Origin of the sequence: uncultured Clostridium sp., from assembly GCF_937920395.1 — a bacterium.
Classification (GTDB): Bacteria; Bacillota; Clostridia; order Clostridiales; family Clostridiaceae; genus Clostridium_AD.
The window spans coordinates 1-18153 of the sequence record NZ_CALEVF010000061.1; the positions used below are offsets into that span (position 1 = coordinate 1).

Annotated in this window: 14 protein-coding genes, 1 pseudogene and 1 riboswitch; of the genes and pseudogenes, 9 read left to right on the forward strand and 6 right to left on the reverse strand. The window is 30.9% G+C overall.

Going from position 1 to position 18153, the window contains the following annotated elements; genetic code table 11:
• The 7 genes from Q0649_RS06785 to Q0649_RS06815 all read left to right on the forward strand — a co-directional run.
• A partial coding sequence (locus Q0649_RS06785; protein ID WP_298839181.1) for an ATP-dependent RecD-like DNA helicase occupies nucleotides 1-2196 on the forward strand: 2196 nt, incomplete at its 5' end.
• Nucleotides 2197-2243: 47 nt separating this feature from the next.
• Nucleotides 2244-3272 carry a hypothetical protein gene (locus tag Q0649_RS06790; protein WP_298839184.1) on the forward strand — a complete coding sequence of 343 codons (1029 nt, stop codon included), beginning with the start codon at nucleotides 2244-2246 and terminating at the stop codon, nucleotides 3270-3272.
• 53 nt (nucleotides 3273-3325) lie between these two features.
• Nucleotides 3326-3925: a ComF family protein gene (locus tag Q0649_RS06795; RefSeq protein WP_298839187.1), complete on the forward strand. Its 600-nt coding sequence runs from the start codon at nucleotides 3326-3328 to the stop codon at nucleotides 3923-3925.
• A gap of 492 nt (nucleotides 3926-4417) precedes the next feature.
• Nucleotides 4418-4969, forward strand: a complete 552-nt coding sequence (gene raiA, locus Q0649_RS06800) for a ribosome hibernation-promoting factor, HPF/YfiA family (RefSeq protein ID WP_298839190.1) — start codon at nucleotides 4418-4420, stop codon at nucleotides 4967-4969.
• Nucleotides 4970-5158: 189 nt separating this feature from the next.
• Nucleotides 5159-7660, forward strand: a complete 2502-nt coding sequence (secA, locus tag Q0649_RS06805) for a preprotein translocase subunit SecA (RefSeq protein ID WP_298839192.1) — start codon at nucleotides 5159-5161, stop codon at nucleotides 7658-7660.
• 236 nt (nucleotides 7661-7896) lie between these two features.
• Nucleotides 7897-9004 (forward strand): peptide chain release factor 2 gene (gene prfB, locus Q0649_RS06810; protein WP_298839195.1). Its coding sequence is split into 2 segments (ribosomal slippage): nucleotides 7897-7974 and nucleotides 7976-9004, totalling 1107 coding nucleotides; the frame shifts between segments, so codons are not numbered across the junction.
• 206 nt (nucleotides 9005-9210) lie between these two features.
• Complete coding sequence (locus Q0649_RS06815) at nucleotides 9211-9732, forward strand: DUF421 domain-containing protein (protein WP_298839198.1); 522 nt, start codon at nucleotides 9211-9213, stop codon at nucleotides 9730-9732.
• A 45-nt stretch (nucleotides 9733-9777) separates the two neighbouring features.
• On the opposite strand, the gene dhaS is transcribed toward Q0649_RS06815, so the two are convergent.
• The 3 genes from dhaS to Q0649_RS06830 all read right to left on the reverse strand — a co-directional run bounded on the left by dhaS (nucleotide 9778) and on the right by Q0649_RS06830 (nucleotide 13532).
• On the reverse strand, nucleotides 9778-10347 hold the full coding sequence (gene dhaS / locus Q0649_RS06820) for a dihydroxyacetone kinase transcriptional activator DhaS (RefSeq protein WP_298839201.1): 570 nt from the start codon (nucleotides 10345-10347) through the stop codon (nucleotides 9778-9780).
• A gap of 192 nt (nucleotides 10348-10539) precedes the next feature.
• Nucleotides 10540-11976 (reverse strand): proline--tRNA ligase, encoded by a 1437-nt coding sequence (gene proS / locus Q0649_RS06825; RefSeq protein ID WP_298839203.1) that lies wholly within the window; start codon nucleotides 11974-11976, stop codon nucleotides 10540-10542.
• 212 nt (nucleotides 11977-12188) lie between these two features.
• Nucleotides 12189-13532 carry a M28 family metallopeptidase gene (locus Q0649_RS06830; RefSeq protein ID WP_298839205.1) on the reverse strand — a complete coding sequence of 448 codons (1344 nt, stop codon included), beginning with the start codon at nucleotides 13530-13532 and terminating at the stop codon, nucleotides 12189-12191.
• Nucleotides 13533-13733: 201 nt separating this feature from the next.
• Here Q0649_RS06830 and Q0649_RS06835 point away from each other — a divergent pair, with 201 nt between their 5' ends.
• Nucleotides 13734-15893: a Tex family protein gene (locus Q0649_RS06835; RefSeq protein ID WP_298839207.1), complete on the forward strand. Its 2160-nt coding sequence runs from the start codon at nucleotides 13734-13736 to the stop codon at nucleotides 15891-15893.
• A 60-nt stretch (nucleotides 15894-15953) separates the two neighbouring features.
• Nucleotides 15954-16068, forward strand: a riboswitch (FMN riboswitch).
• A gap of 86 nt (nucleotides 16069-16154) precedes the next feature.
• Entirely contained in the window at nucleotides 16155-16784 is a 630-nt protein-coding gene (locus Q0649_RS06840) for an ECF transporter S component (protein WP_298839208.1), read from the forward strand.
• A 50-nt stretch (nucleotides 16785-16834) separates the two neighbouring features.
• On the opposite strand, the gene rimI is transcribed toward Q0649_RS06840, so the two are convergent.
• The 3 genes and pseudogenes from rimI to Q0649_RS06855 form a co-directional block, all read right to left on the reverse strand.
• Nucleotides 16835-17284: a ribosomal protein S18-alanine N-acetyltransferase gene (rimI, locus tag Q0649_RS06845; RefSeq protein WP_298839209.1), complete on the reverse strand. Its 450-nt coding sequence runs from the start codon at nucleotides 17282-17284 to the stop codon at nucleotides 16835-16837.
• On the reverse strand, nucleotides 17277-17990 hold the full coding sequence (tsaB, locus tag Q0649_RS06850) for a tRNA (adenosine(37)-N6)-threonylcarbamoyltransferase complex dimerization subunit type 1 TsaB (protein WP_298839212.1): 714 nt from the start codon (nucleotides 17988-17990) through the stop codon (nucleotides 17277-17279). The genes rimI and tsaB overlap by 8 nt, the downstream gene beginning before the upstream one ends.
• Nucleotides 17987-18153: pseudogene (locus Q0649_RS06855) on the reverse strand (tRNA (adenosine(37)-N6)-threonylcarbamoyltransferase complex ATPase subunit type 1 TsaE); the annotation flags it as partial. The gene tsaB and the pseudogene Q0649_RS06855, both read right to left, overlap by 4 nt.

An 18153-nucleotide genomic window follows, 5' to 3' on the forward strand; every position in this document is an offset into this window, starting at 1 on the left:
ATAGTATTTCATAATGAAGACAATGGATATATAATTGCTCATTTAAATGATAATAAAAAACAAATAACAGTGGTTGGCATAGTGCCATACATAAGTGAAGGTCAGAATCTAAAATTAAATGGAGAATGGGTTAATCATCCTCAATTCGGAAAGCAGTTTAAGATAATGTCATGTGAGGAAATTATACCAAGTTCACTTGTGGGTATAGAAAAATATTTATCTTCAGGAGTTATTCAAGGGATTGGACCTGTAACTGCTAAGAAAATTGTACAACAATTTGGTGAAGACACTATGAATATATTAGATAATGAAATAGAAAAATTAAAACAAATTGATGGAATAGGACAAAAGAAGATTCAGTTAATATTTGAATCGTATTCTAAACAACGTGAAGTTAAAAATATTATGATATTTCTTCAAACATATGGAGTAACACCTAGTCAATGTGTAAAAATATATAAAAAATATGGAGCAGACTCTATAAAAGTAGTTCAAGATAATCCATATGTGTTAACTGAAACCATCGCTGGTGTAGGATTTAAAATTGCAGATAAGATTGCACGAAGTTTAGGAATTGATAAAGAATCACCATTTAGAATACAAAGTGGAATTAATTATGTGGTTAATGAATTTTGTTCTATGGGAAATACTTATATGCCGTTACTAAAATTATACAAGCAATCTAAAAACATTCTCGGGGTAACTGATGAGGAAGTTGAGAAAAATATATATGATAGTGTATTACAGGGAAAATTAAAAATCGAGAATATAGATGAAGAAGATTGTGTTTTTACTATGCCTTTTTATTATTGCGAATTAAGTATAACTAAAAAAATAATAACTTTATCTATAGAACAGTATGAAGAATTAGAAATAGATATAGAAGAAAAGATTAATAATTTTGAGAAAGAAAAAAGCATACAATTTGCGGATTCTCAAAAGACAGCAATTTGTGGCGCAATGGAAAATAGTATTGAGATTATAACCGGAGGTCCTGGTACTGGTAAAACGACTATAATAAATTGTATTTTAGAGATGTTTGAAAAAGCAGGATTAAAGGTTTATATGGCTGCACCTACAGGTCGTGCTGCAAAAAGAATGACCGAAGCTACTGGACGAGAAGCAAAAACAATACATAGGTTATTGGAACTAGGTGTAGGGGGAGATGATAGCTCTCAGTTCACTAAAAGCGAGGAATCTCCATTGGATTGTGATGTATTAATTGTTGATGAAGCATCCATGATAGACATAATGCTTATGAATAGTTTGTTAAATGCAATTACCATAGGGACTAGGCTTATAATAGTTGGTGACGTTGATCAATTGCCATCAGTGGGTCCGGGTAATGTTCTAAGAGATCTTATTGATAGTAAAAGTGTCAAAGTGGTTAAACTTAAGGAGATTTTTAGGCAAGCACAAGAAAGTATGATCATTGTAAATGCTCATAAGATTAATAACGGTGAAATGCCAATTTTAAATAAAAGAGATAAAGATTTTTATTTTATTGAAAATAATGACCCGGATAAAATTTTAAATAGTATAATAACTTTAATAAATACAAGACTACCAAATTTTAATAAACATTGGGATAAAATGAGAAATATACAAATACTATCGCCTATGAGAAAAGGAATACTTGGTATAGAAAATTTAAATGTAGAACTTCAGAAGATATTAAATCCTAAAATTAAAGGCAAAAAAGAAAAGGAATATAGGAATACTATCTTTAGGGTTGGGGATAAGGTTATGCAAATAAAAAATAATTACTCAATGAAGTGGCATAAAATAAGTGCAAAAGCAGAAGATGGTACTGGGATCTTTAATGGTGATGTAGGGTATGTAGAAGACATTAATGAAGATAATGAAAATGTTGTTGTTATTTTTGATGACGATAAACGGGTAGAATATGAGGGTGTAAATTTGGATGAACTAATGCTTGCTTATGCTATAACAATACATAAGAGTCAAGGAAGTGAGTTTGAAGTTGTAATTATGCCTATGTTTATGGGACCACCACTTTTAATGAACAGGAATTTGCTCTATACAGGGATAACTAGGGCGAAAAATATGGTTGTCTTAGTTGGAGAGAGAAAAGCTATTAGTTTCATGAAAGATAATAACAGAAGTTTTGAGAGATATTCTGCACTGGGCTTTAGAATAAAACAAATAGTAGATGCAAATTTGAGCCTAGATTAATATTAACATAGTGTTATAAAAATATTTATGTATAAAGGGGATTTTGCATGGTTTACTACGAAAAATTAAACCTTAGTGAGGAAAAAGAAGAAATTAGTAAGAAAATTTTTAAATCTTATATAAATGGTGAAAACAATATTGATGTTGTATCTGTTTTTTACAATTCCTCTGATATATTCTTAAAAACAATAGTTGCATATGCAAGCGAAAACAAAAACATATTATATATAACTAATGAAGATGAACGTAACATTGATATTCTTTATTATATTAATAAATTTAGTAATTTGAGTTATTATGTGTATTCATCTACAATAAATTATAAAGGTGAAAATGGTCACTTATATATATGCGACTATGAGAATGCATTAAAATTAAAAGGAAAATTTGATTTGGTTATTTATAATGATATTCGAAGTTTTCCAAAGTTTAACAAAGAACAAATAAAAGACATATTACTAAAAACGAGAGGTCAAAATGGCTTAGCCATAGCCTATTGCGTAGAAAACGTTTTAAGTGATGCTAATACTATTATGTTTCCACTTAAAAATGCTAATATTCCAATTATTGAGCCTAGAATTATAACTACAAGAATAAATCTTAGTTTGGATATACCTTTAGTGGTTTATGAATATTTAAATTGGTCAATAATATCTAACAGAAAGGTAATAATATTTATACCGGATGCACAAAAGGCTATGTCAGTATTTGCATACCTAAGTAATTTTAAAAAAAAGCTAAGTGAGAATATAGTTTTATTTGTTAAAAGTAGAAGTGATTATAATATTAAAATAAACTTTATGAATAAAGATAAGGGAATACTAGTAACAAATGATTTTGAAGAAAACTATTTAGAATTTCATTCTGTTGATGTTATGGTTTACTTTGCTGATGATGTTAAATTTGATTACAAACAGCTGTTTTTCTTATCAAGTAAAGTTGGAAGATTTGAGAATATACAAAGGGGTGAGGCTATATTTTTAGCTAATGATCAAACTGTTCAAATGGATAAAGCGAAAAGCATGGCTAGTAAATTTAATGAGAAAGCGTGGGAAAGAGGATTATTAAATATATAAAAAAGATACTTTATTGTTTAGTTCAAATTATATATTCTGGTGATGAGTCATGCGTGATATGCAATGGATATAGTGAGGAAAGTGAAGCATTATGTACTGTGTGTAGGAAGAAACTTAGGCGTTGTGAGGAAAGCTTTTATATAGGGCATTGCGCGGAAGAGTATAATGCGAGGTCAGTGTTTTATTATTCGAGTATAGTTAAAGAATTAATTATTAGACTTAAATATAAAAATGATTTTATATGTGGTGAAATTTTGGCTAAGTATATGTTAGAATCTGTTAAAGATAATGAATTAAAATTTGATTTAATATCTTATGTACCTATGACAAAAAAAGCTTTAAAAAATAGAGGGTATAATCAAAGTGAGTTTTTGGCAAAATATTTATCAAGATTTTTGAACATCCCAGTAATTTGCAATTTGGTTAAAACGGAAGATACTAAAGACCAAATAGGTCTAAGTGGTGATCAAAGATGGGATAATATGAAAAAATGCTTTGAAATTAAAGAGAACGAGTTTATAAAAAATAAAAAAATTTTACTAGTAGATGATGTTATAACTACTGGAGCTACAGCATTTCATTGCGCACATATGTTAAAAGTGAATGGAGCAATTAATATTTTTATATTGACTATAGCCAAAAGTAATGTATAATATTTATTGTAGTAAGTTAGGTTTGTGGTTGCAAGTCGAGGCCAGTCGCAGGCGAAACGATCCACGTAAGTTAAACAAAGTTTAGTGAGCATGGTGCGGCTTAGAGGTTAGTCCTGCCGTTTTAACGGGCGAGAGTGTTAGTAGTGAGAAGGTAATTCTGGGTAGCAAAAGCTCCAGCAGGCGAGTGTGGGGGCAAAGACCAGGTCAACTAACTTACTATATAAAACTCCTAATATTATATTAGGAGTTTTATTAAAAAAAACATGTAAACGTTTGAGATGTAAAAGTAATAGCAATTAATTCATAATTAATTTAAATAAATAGGGTATTAATTAGAAATAATAATAGATTACAATTTAAATTGCTTTAATATTACGTAAATTCTGATTTTATGGTTGCTATTTAGCATTAAGTGTAATAGAATTGAGTTACAAAACATATAGCATGCTTAATTATAAAGCATTATGTGGATATTAGAGAGGGGTTGTACGTATGAAAGTTAATGTAATGGGAAAAAACATGGAAGTAACAGAAGCCTTAAAGAATATGATAGATAAGAAAATATCTAGATTAGATAAGTATTTTAATCCAGATGTGGAAGCTCAGACAACCATGAGTGTCCATAAGAACAGACATACTATAGAAATTACAATACCTTTTAATGGAGTTGTTTTGAGATCAGAAGAAGTAAGTGATGATATGTATACAGCTTTAGATCTTGTTGTTGACAAATTAGAAAGACAAATTAGAAAGAATAAAACAAAATTAGAAAAAAGGAATAAAGGAACATCTCTTAAATTTCAGGGCATACCACAATATGATAATAGTGAAGATGGTGGATTAGATCCTAAAATAGTAAAGACGAAGAAGTTTGCATTTAAGCCTATGTCAGCTGAAGAAGCAGTACTTCAAATGGAATTAGTTGGTCATAGTTTCTTTGTATATATGAGCGATGGTAGTTCAGATGTAAATGGTAATTCAGAAGTAAATGTAGTTTATAAAAGAAAAGATGGAAATTACGGTTTAATAGAACCACAATTTTAAAATTTGAAGGATTAAAGTAATTATTTTTACTTTAATCCTTTTTTAACTTTGAGAATAAAAAATAAAATAAAAAGAATGATAAATCTATGAAAAATATCAAATTGTGTAAGTTGAATAGAAGTAAATTAAGTGGTATACTTTACAAGTGTATATTTGGAAGTATTAAAAAGAATAGTGAGGATGAAAATTATGAATTTAATTAAAAAATTATTTGGAAGTTATAGTGACAGAGAAATAAAAAGAATAATTTCAACAGTTGATGAAATAGAAAAATTAGATCCAATAATGACTAACCTAAGTGATGAAGAACTTAGAGCAAAAACAGATGAATTTAAAACCAGTTTGAGTAATGGAAAGACTTTAGAAGATATTTTGCCTGAAGCATTTGCAGTAGTTAGAGAAGCTTCGTGGAGAGTTCTTAAAATGAAGCATTTTAGAGTGCAACTAATTGGAGGAATAGTACTTCACCAAGGAAGAATAACAGAGATGAAGACTGGTGAAGGAAAGACCCTTGTAGCTACACTTCCATCATATTTGAATGCTCTAACAGGAAAAGGCGTTCACATAATTACAGTTAATGACTATCTTGCTAAAAGAGATAAAGAGGATATGGGTAAAATACATGAGTTTTTAGGTCTTACAGTGGGCGTAATTATTCATGATATAGATCAAACCCAAAGGCAAGCGGCTTATAATGCAGATATAACATATGGTACAAATAATGAATTCGGATTTGATTATCTAAGAGATAATATGGTTGTTTATAAAGAAGAAAGAGTTCAAAGGAAATTAAACTTTGTAATTGTGGATGAGGTAGATTCTATATTAATAGATGAAGCTAGGACACCACTTATAATATCTGGAGAAGGAGAAAAATCTACAGATTTTTATAAAGTAGCAGATCATTTTGTAAAGACATTAGTAAAAGAAGAAGATTACACAATAGATGAAAAAGCTAGTGCTGTTATAATGTCTGATGAAGGTATAGATAAAGCTGAAAAATTTTTTAGCTTAGAGAATTATGCTGACGCAGAAAATATGAACATACAACATCATGTAGTTCAAGCTTTAAAAGCAAACTATATTATGAAAAAAGATAAAGATTACATGGATAAAGATGGAGAAGTCATTATTGTAGATGAATTTACTGGAAGACTTATGGAAGGTAGAAGATATAGTGATGGACTTCACCAAGCGATTGAAGCAAAAGAGGGTGTAAAAATTGAGAAGGAGTCTAAAACTCTTGCAACTATTACCTTTCAGAACTATTTTAGGATGTATACAAAGCTTGCAGGTATGACAGGTACTGCTCTTACAGAAGAAAATGAGTTTAGAGAAATATATGGACTTGATGTAATAGTAATACCTACAAATATGCCTTTAGTAAGACTTGATAATGCAGATTTAGTTTTTAAAACTGTTAAAGGAAAATATAATGCTATTATAGATGAAATAGTTGAAACCCATAAGTGTAACCAACCGGTTCTTGTAGGTACTGTAAGTATAGAGAAATCAGAATTATTATCTGAGATGCTTAAGAGAAAAGGAGTTCCTCATCAAGTGCTTAATGCTAAATACCATGAAAAAGAAGCGGATATAATAGCTCATGCAGGTTCACTTGGAATGGTTACTATAGCAACCAATATGGCAGGGCGTGGTACAGATATTAAACTTTTTGATGGTGTTGTTGAAGTTGGTGGACTTAAAATAATAGGAACTGAAAGACATGAATCTAGGCGTATTGATAATCAACTTAGAGGTCGTGCCGGTCGTCAAGGGGATCCAGGAAGTACAAGATTTTATATATCACTTGAAGATGACTTAATGAGAATATTTGGGTCAGAAAGACTTCAAGGTGTTGTAGGAAAATTAGGATTAACTGATGAAGATGCGATTGAAAGTAAAATGGTTAGTGGTGCTATAGAAAGTGCTCAAAAGAAGGTTGAAGGAAATAATTTTGATATAAGAAAAAATGTTGTTCAATATGATGATGTAATGAACCAACAAAGAGAAATAATTTATAGACAAAGAACAGAAGTTCTTCAAGGTGAAAATACTAAGGAACAAATTGAAGATATGCTAAAAGATATCATTTTTACAACAGTTGATTCACATATTACTGAGGTAGAAGAAGAATTAGATGCAGAACTTGCGAAATTAATTAGCTATTTTGAGGAAATATTTCTTCCAAAAGGTATGGTTACAGTAGATGAACTTGGTAAATTAACTAATGAAGAAATTAAAGAAAAGCTTCTAGAAATCGCTCATACAATCTATGCCCAAAGGGGAGAAGATTTTGGCGATGAACAAATAAGAGAAGTTGAAAGAGTTATTCTTTTAAGAGTAGTAGATAGTAAATGGATGGACCATATTGATGATATGGAACATTTAAAGCAAGGTATTGGACTTCGCGCTTACAAGCAACAAGATCCTACACAAGCTTACCAAATGGAAGGTAGTGATATGTTTGCTGAAATGATTTATAATATCAAGACAGAAACTATTAAATACTTATTCCATGTTCAAATTGAAAGAGCACCAGAGAGAGAAATGGTTGCGCAAATCACATCAACTAATCACGATGATTCTGTTAAAAAAGAACCAACTAAGAAAGAAGTTAAAGTAGGAAGAAACGATGAATGTCCTTGTGGTTCAGGGAAAAAATATAAAAACTGTTGTGGTAGAGGATAGTTATAGTATGAAGTTATAATTTGAATCTAAAAAGGAGGCATACAATTTACGTTGCATGTCTCTTTTTAATGACATTTTAGAAGGTAAGTCCCCTACTTCTAAAGTTTGAGTGACTACTTAAGAAAAATAAATCATCGGGGAATGTACAAATATCCTTCTGAAGTCGTCAATTCATCTTCTTCTAATCTGTTGCAGCGACCAAGGAGATGATTAATATAATAAAAGGGGTGTTAATATTGATAATATTAATTGAAGAAATATTAAGCGAAATAAACATATTGAAAGGCAATGTCGAAGAGATAAGGGTGTCTCTTTGACGTAGCATCTATGGTAAAGGAATTAAAGGAATATGAGTTTAAAATGCAGGAAACTAGCTTTTGGGAAGATATTCCGAGGGCTCAACAAATTACTAAGTTAGCTAAGGGAATTAAGGATAAAATTGATAGATTTAATCTATTACTTAGTAAGATAGAAGACCTGGAAATGTTAACGCAGTTAAGCTCCGATGAAGAAGATGATTCCTCTTTAGAAGAAATAAAAGCCGAACTTAAAGATTTAGTTCATATTGCTGATCAGTTTAGGTTAGAAATTTTATTGTCTGGAAAATATGATAAGAATAATGCTATTTTAACACTTCATACCGGTGCAGGTGGAAGTGATGCTCAAGATTGGACAGAAATGCTTTATAGAATGTACTCAAGATGGTGCGAAAAAAAAGGATATAAAGTTGAAGTACTAGATTACCAACCCTCTGATGAGGCAGGTATTAAAGCAGTTACATTAAAAATAACAGGTGAGTATGCTTATGGATATTTAATGGCTGAAAAGGGCGTGCACAGATTAGTAAGAATTTCGCCTTTTAATGCTAATGGTAAGAGACAAACTTCATTTGCATCTTGTGAAGTGCTTCCAGAACTTACCGAGGATCAAGATATTGACATAAAGCCTGATGACCTTAGAATAGATACATATAGATCTGGAGGCGCAGGAGGCCAACATGTAAATAAAACCGATTCTGCTATAAGGATTACTCATATTCCTACTGGTATTGTAGTGCAATGTCAAAATGAGCGAAGTCAGCATAGCAATAGACAAACTGCAATGAAGATGCTTATGGCAAAACTCTTGATTTTACAGGAAAGAGAGAAAAAGGATAGGATAGAAGACTTAACCGGAGATTTAAAGGAGAATGGCTGGGGAAGTCAAATTAGATCATATGTATTTCATCCATATAGCATGGTTAAGGATCATAGAACTAATATAGAAGTAGGAAATGTAGAGTCGGTTATGGATGGGGATATTGATGTTTTTATTGAAGGATATTTAAGACAAAGTAAGAAATAGATGATTTTTATAGTTATAAATAAGAAAAAACAGTAGAAGATTAAATATTCTACTGTTTTTTCTTAATTTAATTTACATATAAAGTCCTATATAATAATTTGAATTAAGAAATTATAACTGGTTATGATGATGTAATTATGGTAAAATAATACTTAAATAAAAAATGACTATTAAGTTAATAATAAATTATTGAATCGAGGTGGATTATGATAACAATAATATTGCCATATTTGAAAATTGTATTAAGTTCAGCAAGTGTATATATTTTTATTGTATTTGCTATAAGATTGTTTGGGAAAAATGAGTTAGCTCAATTATCGGTAATTGATTTAGTTTTTATTTTGCTTATAAGTAATGCCGTTCAGAATGCAATGGTAGGTACGAATTCAACGCTAGGAGGTGGAATAGTAGCCGCTACTTCACTATTTGCAGTAGATTATCTATTTAAAAATATAATGTATCGTTTTCCTGAATTTAATAAGTTAATACAAGGAGAACCACTGCTATTAATTTATAATGGTAAAATCAACAAAAAAAATATAATTAAAGCTAAAATTTCAATGAATGAAATTATGGAAGTTATTAGGGAACATGGAGTCTCTAAGATTGAACAAGTGGATATGGCAGTATTAGAAGTTGATGGAAATATAAGCGTAATGTCCGGAGGCGTTGGAAATAAGACAACTAGGAAGAAAAAGGCACATAAGGCAATAACAAAGAATACATAAAATAAAAACATTTGACATTGCCTCAATATGATTACATTGTTATATTTATATGGATAAAATAGTATATCTAGTTAAAGCACCTAACATACTTCCTTCGACTACCTCGTTTAATTTATTTACCATTACTTTTGGAGGTTCATTCATACTATTTTTTATCCACTGTACTGTTATACCTACAAAAGCATGAGTGTAAAAATCTGCAATAAAACTTTTGTCAGTAGTTGAAACTTTTATGCCAGAGGAAACATCGTTTACTACACCCATAATTAGATCGTAGGTTTCTTTAAAAAGATATCCATCAAATGCATTTTGACCAGGAGTATTAAGAGCATTAGTATAAAAGGATTTATTGTTCATTAAATAGGTTAAAGTTTTATACATGGCATCAGTCCAATGTTCATAGTTTGTGTCACCGGCTAAATTTTCTATTGCCTCAGTATAATAAATCCAGTTTACAAGATCGAATTTATCTTTAAAATGATAATAAAAGGTTTGTCTGTTAACGCCACAATTATCTGCAATTTGACGAATTGAAATTTTTGATAATGGAATTGTTTCCATTAATTTCTTAATTGATAGTGCAAGAGCTTTTTTAGTTATTTGGGATCCTGACATTATTATCACCTACAAATATGTGTATTAATAAAAGTAAATAATAATATTAACTTTTATTAATATTATTATAACAAAAGGAATACATGCATTCAACAAAAATGGAACGCATTTAAAAATCGCCTCACTTATTAAAAAAGTGAGATGATTTTTAAATACAGTTTAAATTTAAGACTTAATGGTTTAGGAGATACTTTAATAAGCTCTTCCCCAGATAACATTTGCTTTAGCTGGTTTGCCACAACATAAGCAAACACCTGCATCCTCTGACTGGTCAAATGGCATACATCTAGATGATGCACCAGCAACTTCTTTTACTTTTTCTTCGCAAGCAAGGTCTCCACACCATGGAGCATTAACAAAACCTAAAGTTTTATCAAGAATTTCTTTTAATTCTTCAACTGTTTTTGCATTAAAGGTTCTATTGTCTTGTGCATCTTTAGCTTTTTCAAAGAGAGATTTTTGAATATCAATTAAAAGTTCTGGAATTTTTGATTCTAGTTCATCCATAGGAACAAATAATTTTTCACGGGTATCTCGTCTTACTAATACAACTTGATTTTTTTCTATATCTTTTGGACCAACTTCAAGTCTAAGTGGAACACCTTTCATTTCATATTCACTGAATTTCCAACCGGGCATTTTATCACTAATATCTATTTTTACTCTAGCAACTTTTGATAACATATTCTTAAGTTCTGTTGCTTTTTCAATTACGCCTTCTTTATGTTGTGCAACTGGAACAATCATAAGCTGAATTGGCGCTATTGCTGGTGGAAGTATTAAGCCGTTATCATCGCCATGAACCATAATTAAAGCACCTATAAGTCTTGTAGACATACCCCAAGAAGTTTGGTGTACATAAGCAAGTTTACCGGTTTTATCTGAATACTGGATGTTAAAAGCTTTTGCAAAACCATCTCCAAAATTATGAGAGGTTCCGCATTGTAGTGCTTTACCATCATGCATTAAACTTTCAATTGTGTAAGTTTCATTTGCTCCAGCAAATTTTTCTTTTTCTGTCTTTTTGCCTTTTATAACTGGAATAGCAAGGGTTTCCTCGCAAAATTTAGCATATATATTAAGCATTTTAAGAGTTTCTTCTTTAGCCTCTGCTTCAGTGGCATGTGCAGTATGCCCTTCTTGCCATAAAAATTCTGAACTTCTAAGAAAAGGTCTTGTGGTTTTTTCCCATCGAACTACAGAACACCATTGATTATATAATTTAGGAAGATCGTTGTACGATTGAATTATTTTTGAATAGTGATCACAAAATAATGTTTCGGAAGTAGGTCTTACGCAAAGCCTTTCTGCGAGTAGTTCGTTACCACCGTGTGTTACCCAAGCAACCTCTGGAGCAAAACCTTTAACGTGGTCTTTTTCCTTTTCAAGTAAGCTCTCAGGAATGAACATTGGCATATATACATTTTCATGACCTGTATCTTTAAACATCTTATCCAAAATCTTTTGAATATTTTCCCATATTGCATAACCATAAGGCCTGATTACCATGCAACCTCTAACGCTCGCATAATCAGCAAGTTCTGCTTTTTTTACAATATCGGTATACCATTTTGCAAAATCTTCGTCCATAGAGGTAATAGATTCTACAAATTTTTTCCCTTTTGCCATAATTACTCTCCTCCTAATAAATAAAAAAATTTAAACTAAATACAAAAAAACCCGCATCCCGAAAAGTATTAATTTTATTAGTACTTTTCTCTATATTGGGTATATTAACTTCTAATAATAGGGTACTTTAAAATTAATCATAGAATAAAAATAATAATATGTCAAGAAACAATTCGAGATTCCACTAATATATAGATTTCGCATAATATATACTAAAAGGTTTTATTACTCTTATTATAAAGTAAAGATACCACTAGAGTTCCAATTATAGATATAATAAAACATTCTTTGTAATATAAGATAATAAAATTGTCCTTAAAAGTACATTTAACTATTGCTTTAGAAGCTACATCATAACACCTTTTTATGGCAGCTAAACTTATATGATCATAAGTATCTTCTGGCGTGTGTATACGCGTCATATCATTGTCACAAAAGGTTATGGCGTCAATATTTTGCTTCCTAAAGCCTTCATGGTCACTTGCATCTTCAAAAAGATAATTAAAAAAGATATTCTCACTTTTGCATATACTTGAAACAGATTTTATAAAAGGTGTTTTAGTTGTGTCTTTTTTTGCTCCCATGATGCAAAGTGGTATATTGTTATTACTTCCAATCATGTCAAAATTAAAAACTTTACTCTTCGTTATGTTAGATTTATATTTTGTGATAAATTGTGTTGAACCTAAGCAGCCGAATTCTTCTGCATTAAAGCCTATGAAAAGAATGCTACGATTGGGTTTGCCAAGTGAAGTTAGGTATTTGCTCATTTCTAGCATAAAAGAAAGTCCGGATGCATTATCTAGAGCACCATTATATATAGTGCCATTTAAATCTGTTCCTATATGATCAAAATGTGCAGAAACGATTATTGGCGAAATAGAGGTATCGGTGCCTTCTATATAGCCCATAACATTACTTATATTAGCTTCAGAGACCTCATATGGAATGAAACAATTTACTGTATTGTTATTAGCTATTAAAGTTTTGAGGCTTGCAAGGGCTTTACTAGTGACCATAATATACATATTGTATTTAGATCCATTGATAAAAGAACTTCTAAAAGATAAATTATTGTTAGGAGGGACAAATAATATGAACGGGCCGTCCGTGGTACTTAGTTTTATGTAGTTTTTATTTATTGCTGTAACATTGCTTTTGTTAAAAGTTAAATGGTTTGTTCGGAAGTTTACCATATCTTCTTTGAAATCTTTGCTATAAACAAAATTTTTTATTATAGTTCCATTTTTATCATATACTTTCAAATATGGACTGCCTTTAATTATTTTTGGATATTTTACTTTGAAGTTTAGAAACTCTTTGCCTTTATAAGGCTTTAAACCACTATTTTTCAATTCAGTGTTAATATATTCAGCAATTTCCTGATTTTCTAAAGTACCAGGCAATCTACCTTTAAATTGATCAGACGAGATATACTTTATATTTTGCCCTACGTTTGTAGGATTGAACCTATATAAGGTATAATATACATGTGTACTATAAAATAACAATAAAAGAAAAAAGATTAATAAAAATGAAGATTTTGGTTTTTCCATACATTTCTCCTATAAATTTCTATATTCTATATAGATATGTTGGAAGGAATCGTGGTATGATTAAACAAGTTAATTTTAGTTATTTAAACTTAAAAATATAAATTATGTGAGGAGGATTGGCTGTTAATTATAAGATAATAAATAAACAACATACAGAATGATATTTATTTTGTTTATGATGATTGTAGACAGCCAAAAGATATGGAGAATATAAATAGTAGATTAATTAAAGAATTTGCAATAACTATGGAGCAGGCTGAAAGTGTGATTCAATTATTAGATGAAGGGAATACAGTTCCATTTATAGCTAGATATAGAAAAGAGAGAACTGGTGGACTTGATGATATAATACTTAGAAATTTCACAGAAAGACTTATATATCTTAGAAATTTGGATGAAAGGAAAACAGATGTAATACGTCTTATAGGTGAGCAAGAAAAATTAACGCAGGAAATTGAAAAAGCGATAAATAAATGCGAAACACTTACAGAAATTGAGGATATATATAGACCATATAAGCCTAAAAAAAGAACAAGAGCTATAATAGCAATAGAAAAGGGGCTTAAGCCATTAGCTGAAACGATTTTTAGTGGTGAATTTAAAGGCAATATAAATGAGTACGCACAGGGGTTTGCAAACGAAGATAAATTGGTAAGTAATGCTCAAGATGCACTTGCGGGCGCTGGGGATATTATAAGTGAAATGATCTCAGATGAAGCTGATTATAGAAAATGGATTAGAGGGCAAGTACATAACTTTGGAACTGTAGAAACTAAGGGAAGTTCAGAGGATACTACTCCATTTGAAATGTATTATGAGTATAAAGAAGGAATTAGAACTATTCCACCACATAGAATTCTAGCTATTAATAGAGGAGAAAAAAGTAAGATACTTTCTGTGAAAATTAAGGCTGATAATGATAAAATAATTGAATATTTAAGAAACAAGTGCTTAAAGGGCAATAGTGAAACAGATAAATTTATAGAATTAAGCATAATTGATTCAGTAAAAAGACTTATATTCCCATCAATTGAGAGAGAAATAAGATCTGAATTAACAGAAAAGGGTGAAATCGGAGCAATAGATATTTTTAAAGCTAATTTGAAAGCTTTGCTAATGCAGTCACCTATAAAAGGAAAAGTAGTGTTAGGGTTTGATCCTGGATTTAGAACTGGGTGTAAAATTGCAGTGCTTGATGAAACTGGCAAGGTTTTAGATATAGCCACAGTATATGCGACTGCTGGTAGTCAGGATGGAGTTAAAAAATCTATAGCTATTATTAAAGATTTAGTAATTAAAGATAATGTAGAAGTGGTTTCACTTGGTAATGGAACGGCTAGTCGTGAGTCAGAAGAAATATTAGCCCAAATTATTACAGAGCTTAAGCAAGAATGTTCAAGAGATTTATATTATGTTATAGTTTCAGAAGCAGGAGCGTCAGTGTATTCAGCATCTGAACTTGCATCTAAAGAATATCCAGATATAGATGTATCAATTCGTGGAGCTATTTCTATTGGGAGAAGGCTTCAAGATCCACTAGTGGAACTTGTGAAAATTGATCCTAAAGCTATTGGGGTTGGTCAATATCAACATGATGTGGCACCTAAGAAACTTGATGAGTCTTTAAAGGGAGTTGTTGAGGATTGTGTTAATGCTGTTGGTGTTGATCTTAATATTGCAACGCCGTCGCTTCTAGCTTATATATCAGGAATAAACACTGCTATTGCTCAGAACATTGTAGCTTATAGAGAAGAGAATGGTAAGTTCAAAGCTAGAAAAGAATTATTAAAGGTAAAAAGACTTGGTGCAAAAGCGTATGAACAATGTGCAGGTTTTTTAAAAGTTATGGAGAGCAGCGAATTTTTAGATAACACTTCAATACATCCTGAGTCTTATAAAGCTACTAAAAAGTTATTAGATTTTTTAAATTATACAAAAGAAGATTTTAAATCCTTAAACTTCAAGGATATTGATGAGAGGATAAAAGATATTAATTTTAATGAACTTGCACTAAAACTAGAAACAGGGGCCCCAACTCTTAGGGATATTATAAAAGAAATTAAAAAGCCAGGTAGAGATCCAAGAGAGGAATTGCCGAAACCAATATTAAAAACTGGTGTAGTTCAAATGAAGGATCTTAAACCAGGCATGAAACTTATGGGGACCGTTAGGAATGTGTCTGATTTTGGAGCATTCGTTGATATTGGAGTTCATCAAGATGGATTAGTGCATATAAGTCAGTTATCAGACAAATTTGTAAAACATCCATTAGATGTGGTTAGTGTTGGAGATATAGTAGAAGTTAGCGTAATTGAAGTTGATGAGAAAAGAAAAAGAATATCATTATCAATGAAAAACTAATAACTAATATCTTGCTTTTTTTATAAAACGTGTATATAATTAAAGTATAAAATAAAATTTAATAATCTTCAGGGCGGGGCGAAGTTCCCCACCGGCGGTAAAGCCCGCGAGCCGTAAAGGCAGATTCGGTTAGATCCCGAAGCCGACAGTAAAGTCTGGATAAAAGAAGATGTGATATATGTGAATTTGCCCTGATATAGTTATATATCAGGGTTTTTATTATATCCATCCCTTAAAGATATTTAAATAGGGGGTATAAAAATGAGAGACGAAAAACTTATTAAAATGATTAAAATTTCACTTTTAGCTGTTATAGCTTTTCTTTTAATGTATATTGAATTGCCAATACCTATATTTCCTTCATTCCTAAAAATAGATATTAGTGATTTACCAGCACTTTTAGGGGCGTTTGCATTAGGACCGATAGCAGGAGTTATTATTGAACTTGTTAAAAACATATTACATGGAGTGTTTGCGGGGAGTACCGCACTAGTAGGAGAACTCGCAAATTTTCTAGTAGGGTCATGTTTAGTATTAGTTTCTGGGTATATATATAAGGTTCGTAAAAGTAAAGGCGGAGCAATGGTCGGGTTATTAATTGGAACGATTGTTATGTCAGTTTTCGCAGCTATATTAAACTATTTCGTTGTATTACCTTTATATGAAACTGTATTAGGATTTCCAATAACTGCAGTGGTAGCAATGGGATCAAAAATAAATAATAACATTACAAATTTAAATTCTTTTGTTGTTTGGATGATAATTCCTTTTAATATTCTTAAAGGAGTTGTATTATCTGCAATGACGTTAGCTTTATATAAGAGTGTTTCTCCTATACTTCATAAAGAAAATATTGAGAGCAAATATAAAAGCAGACAAAATAATTATTAATAGAAATACAAAAGACTAGCATTTATTTGCTAGTCTTTTGTATATTTCAGCTATAGATGTCTATTCCACATGATTACAGCATCCTCACCGTTATCTTCGTAATAATGACGTCTTAAACCTTCTTGTTCAAAACCATATTTTTCATATAAGTTTATAGCAATAAAATTTGAACTCCTAACCTCGAGAGTTATTGCTGTAACTTTATGTTTTCTACAAATTCTAAATAATGCCTCCACGATAATGTTTCCAGCGCCATTTCCACGAGCTTCGGGGTGAACTGCAATATTAGTTACATGAGCTTCATCTATAATTACCCACATCCCACCATAACCTACTATTGTATTTCCTTTTTTCAATACAACATATTTAGCGAACTTATTATCTAGTTCACTTTGGAGTGAGTCTAAACTCCAAGAAATAGGGAAGCTTAACTCACTGATATTGAGTATGGATTTAATAGATGATTCATCCATTGGGTAAATCTTAAAGTCGTTATTCATTTTTCTTTTGCCTCATTTTTTCTTCATACTCACGCTCAGCTTGTGGTTTTCGTAGGTAAATAGGAACTGATGCATATATGTCATCAAAAGTTCCATTATTTAAAAGCTTGAGACCTAATTCGCCAAGGGATGAAGCCTTTGCAAGATTTAGATGGTCTGGCGCAAAACTTACCTTGGGTAAATTAGCTAGAAGTTTTTCTTTGAATTTTATGGTTCCGTCTCCTACAAAGGATATGTTACAATCCTTATCCTTAAGCATATTTACTAATTCATCAACTGATATATTAATGTAGTCGCTAATACGATTAAGCTCGCAATCCTTAAAGGTATAAAGGGCGGTGTAAACATTATCTCTTAAAGCATCTAGTATGGGACATATAATTCCATCGGTGTAGGCTAAGTTGTATGCTAAAGAATCCAAGGTGGATACAGTTACAAAGGGCTTATTTGACCCTTGGCTTAGTCCTTTTATGGTAGCCATACCAATTCTAAGGCCTGTAAAGGAACCGGGCCCCTTAGAGGCTACAAACGCGTCAATATCATCTATGCTCATTTGCGTATTTTTGAATAATTCATCAATTATAGGCATGAGTATTTGGGAATGTTGTTTTTTATAGTTAAAGGTTATTTCACCAAGGATTTTGCTATCGTCAAGGATTGCACAAGTTGCAGATTGGGTAGCAGTATCGAGACTTAAAATTTTCATAGTATTATCTCCTTTACATAATTGTATCTTTTATCAGAATACTCCATAGTAATTTTTCTATAATTATCACCAAGTTCAGGGAGCTTTTCTATAGTTATGGTTAATTTGTTGGGTGGAATTATTTCTTCAATGTAATTAGCCCATTCAATAACACTAACTCCAT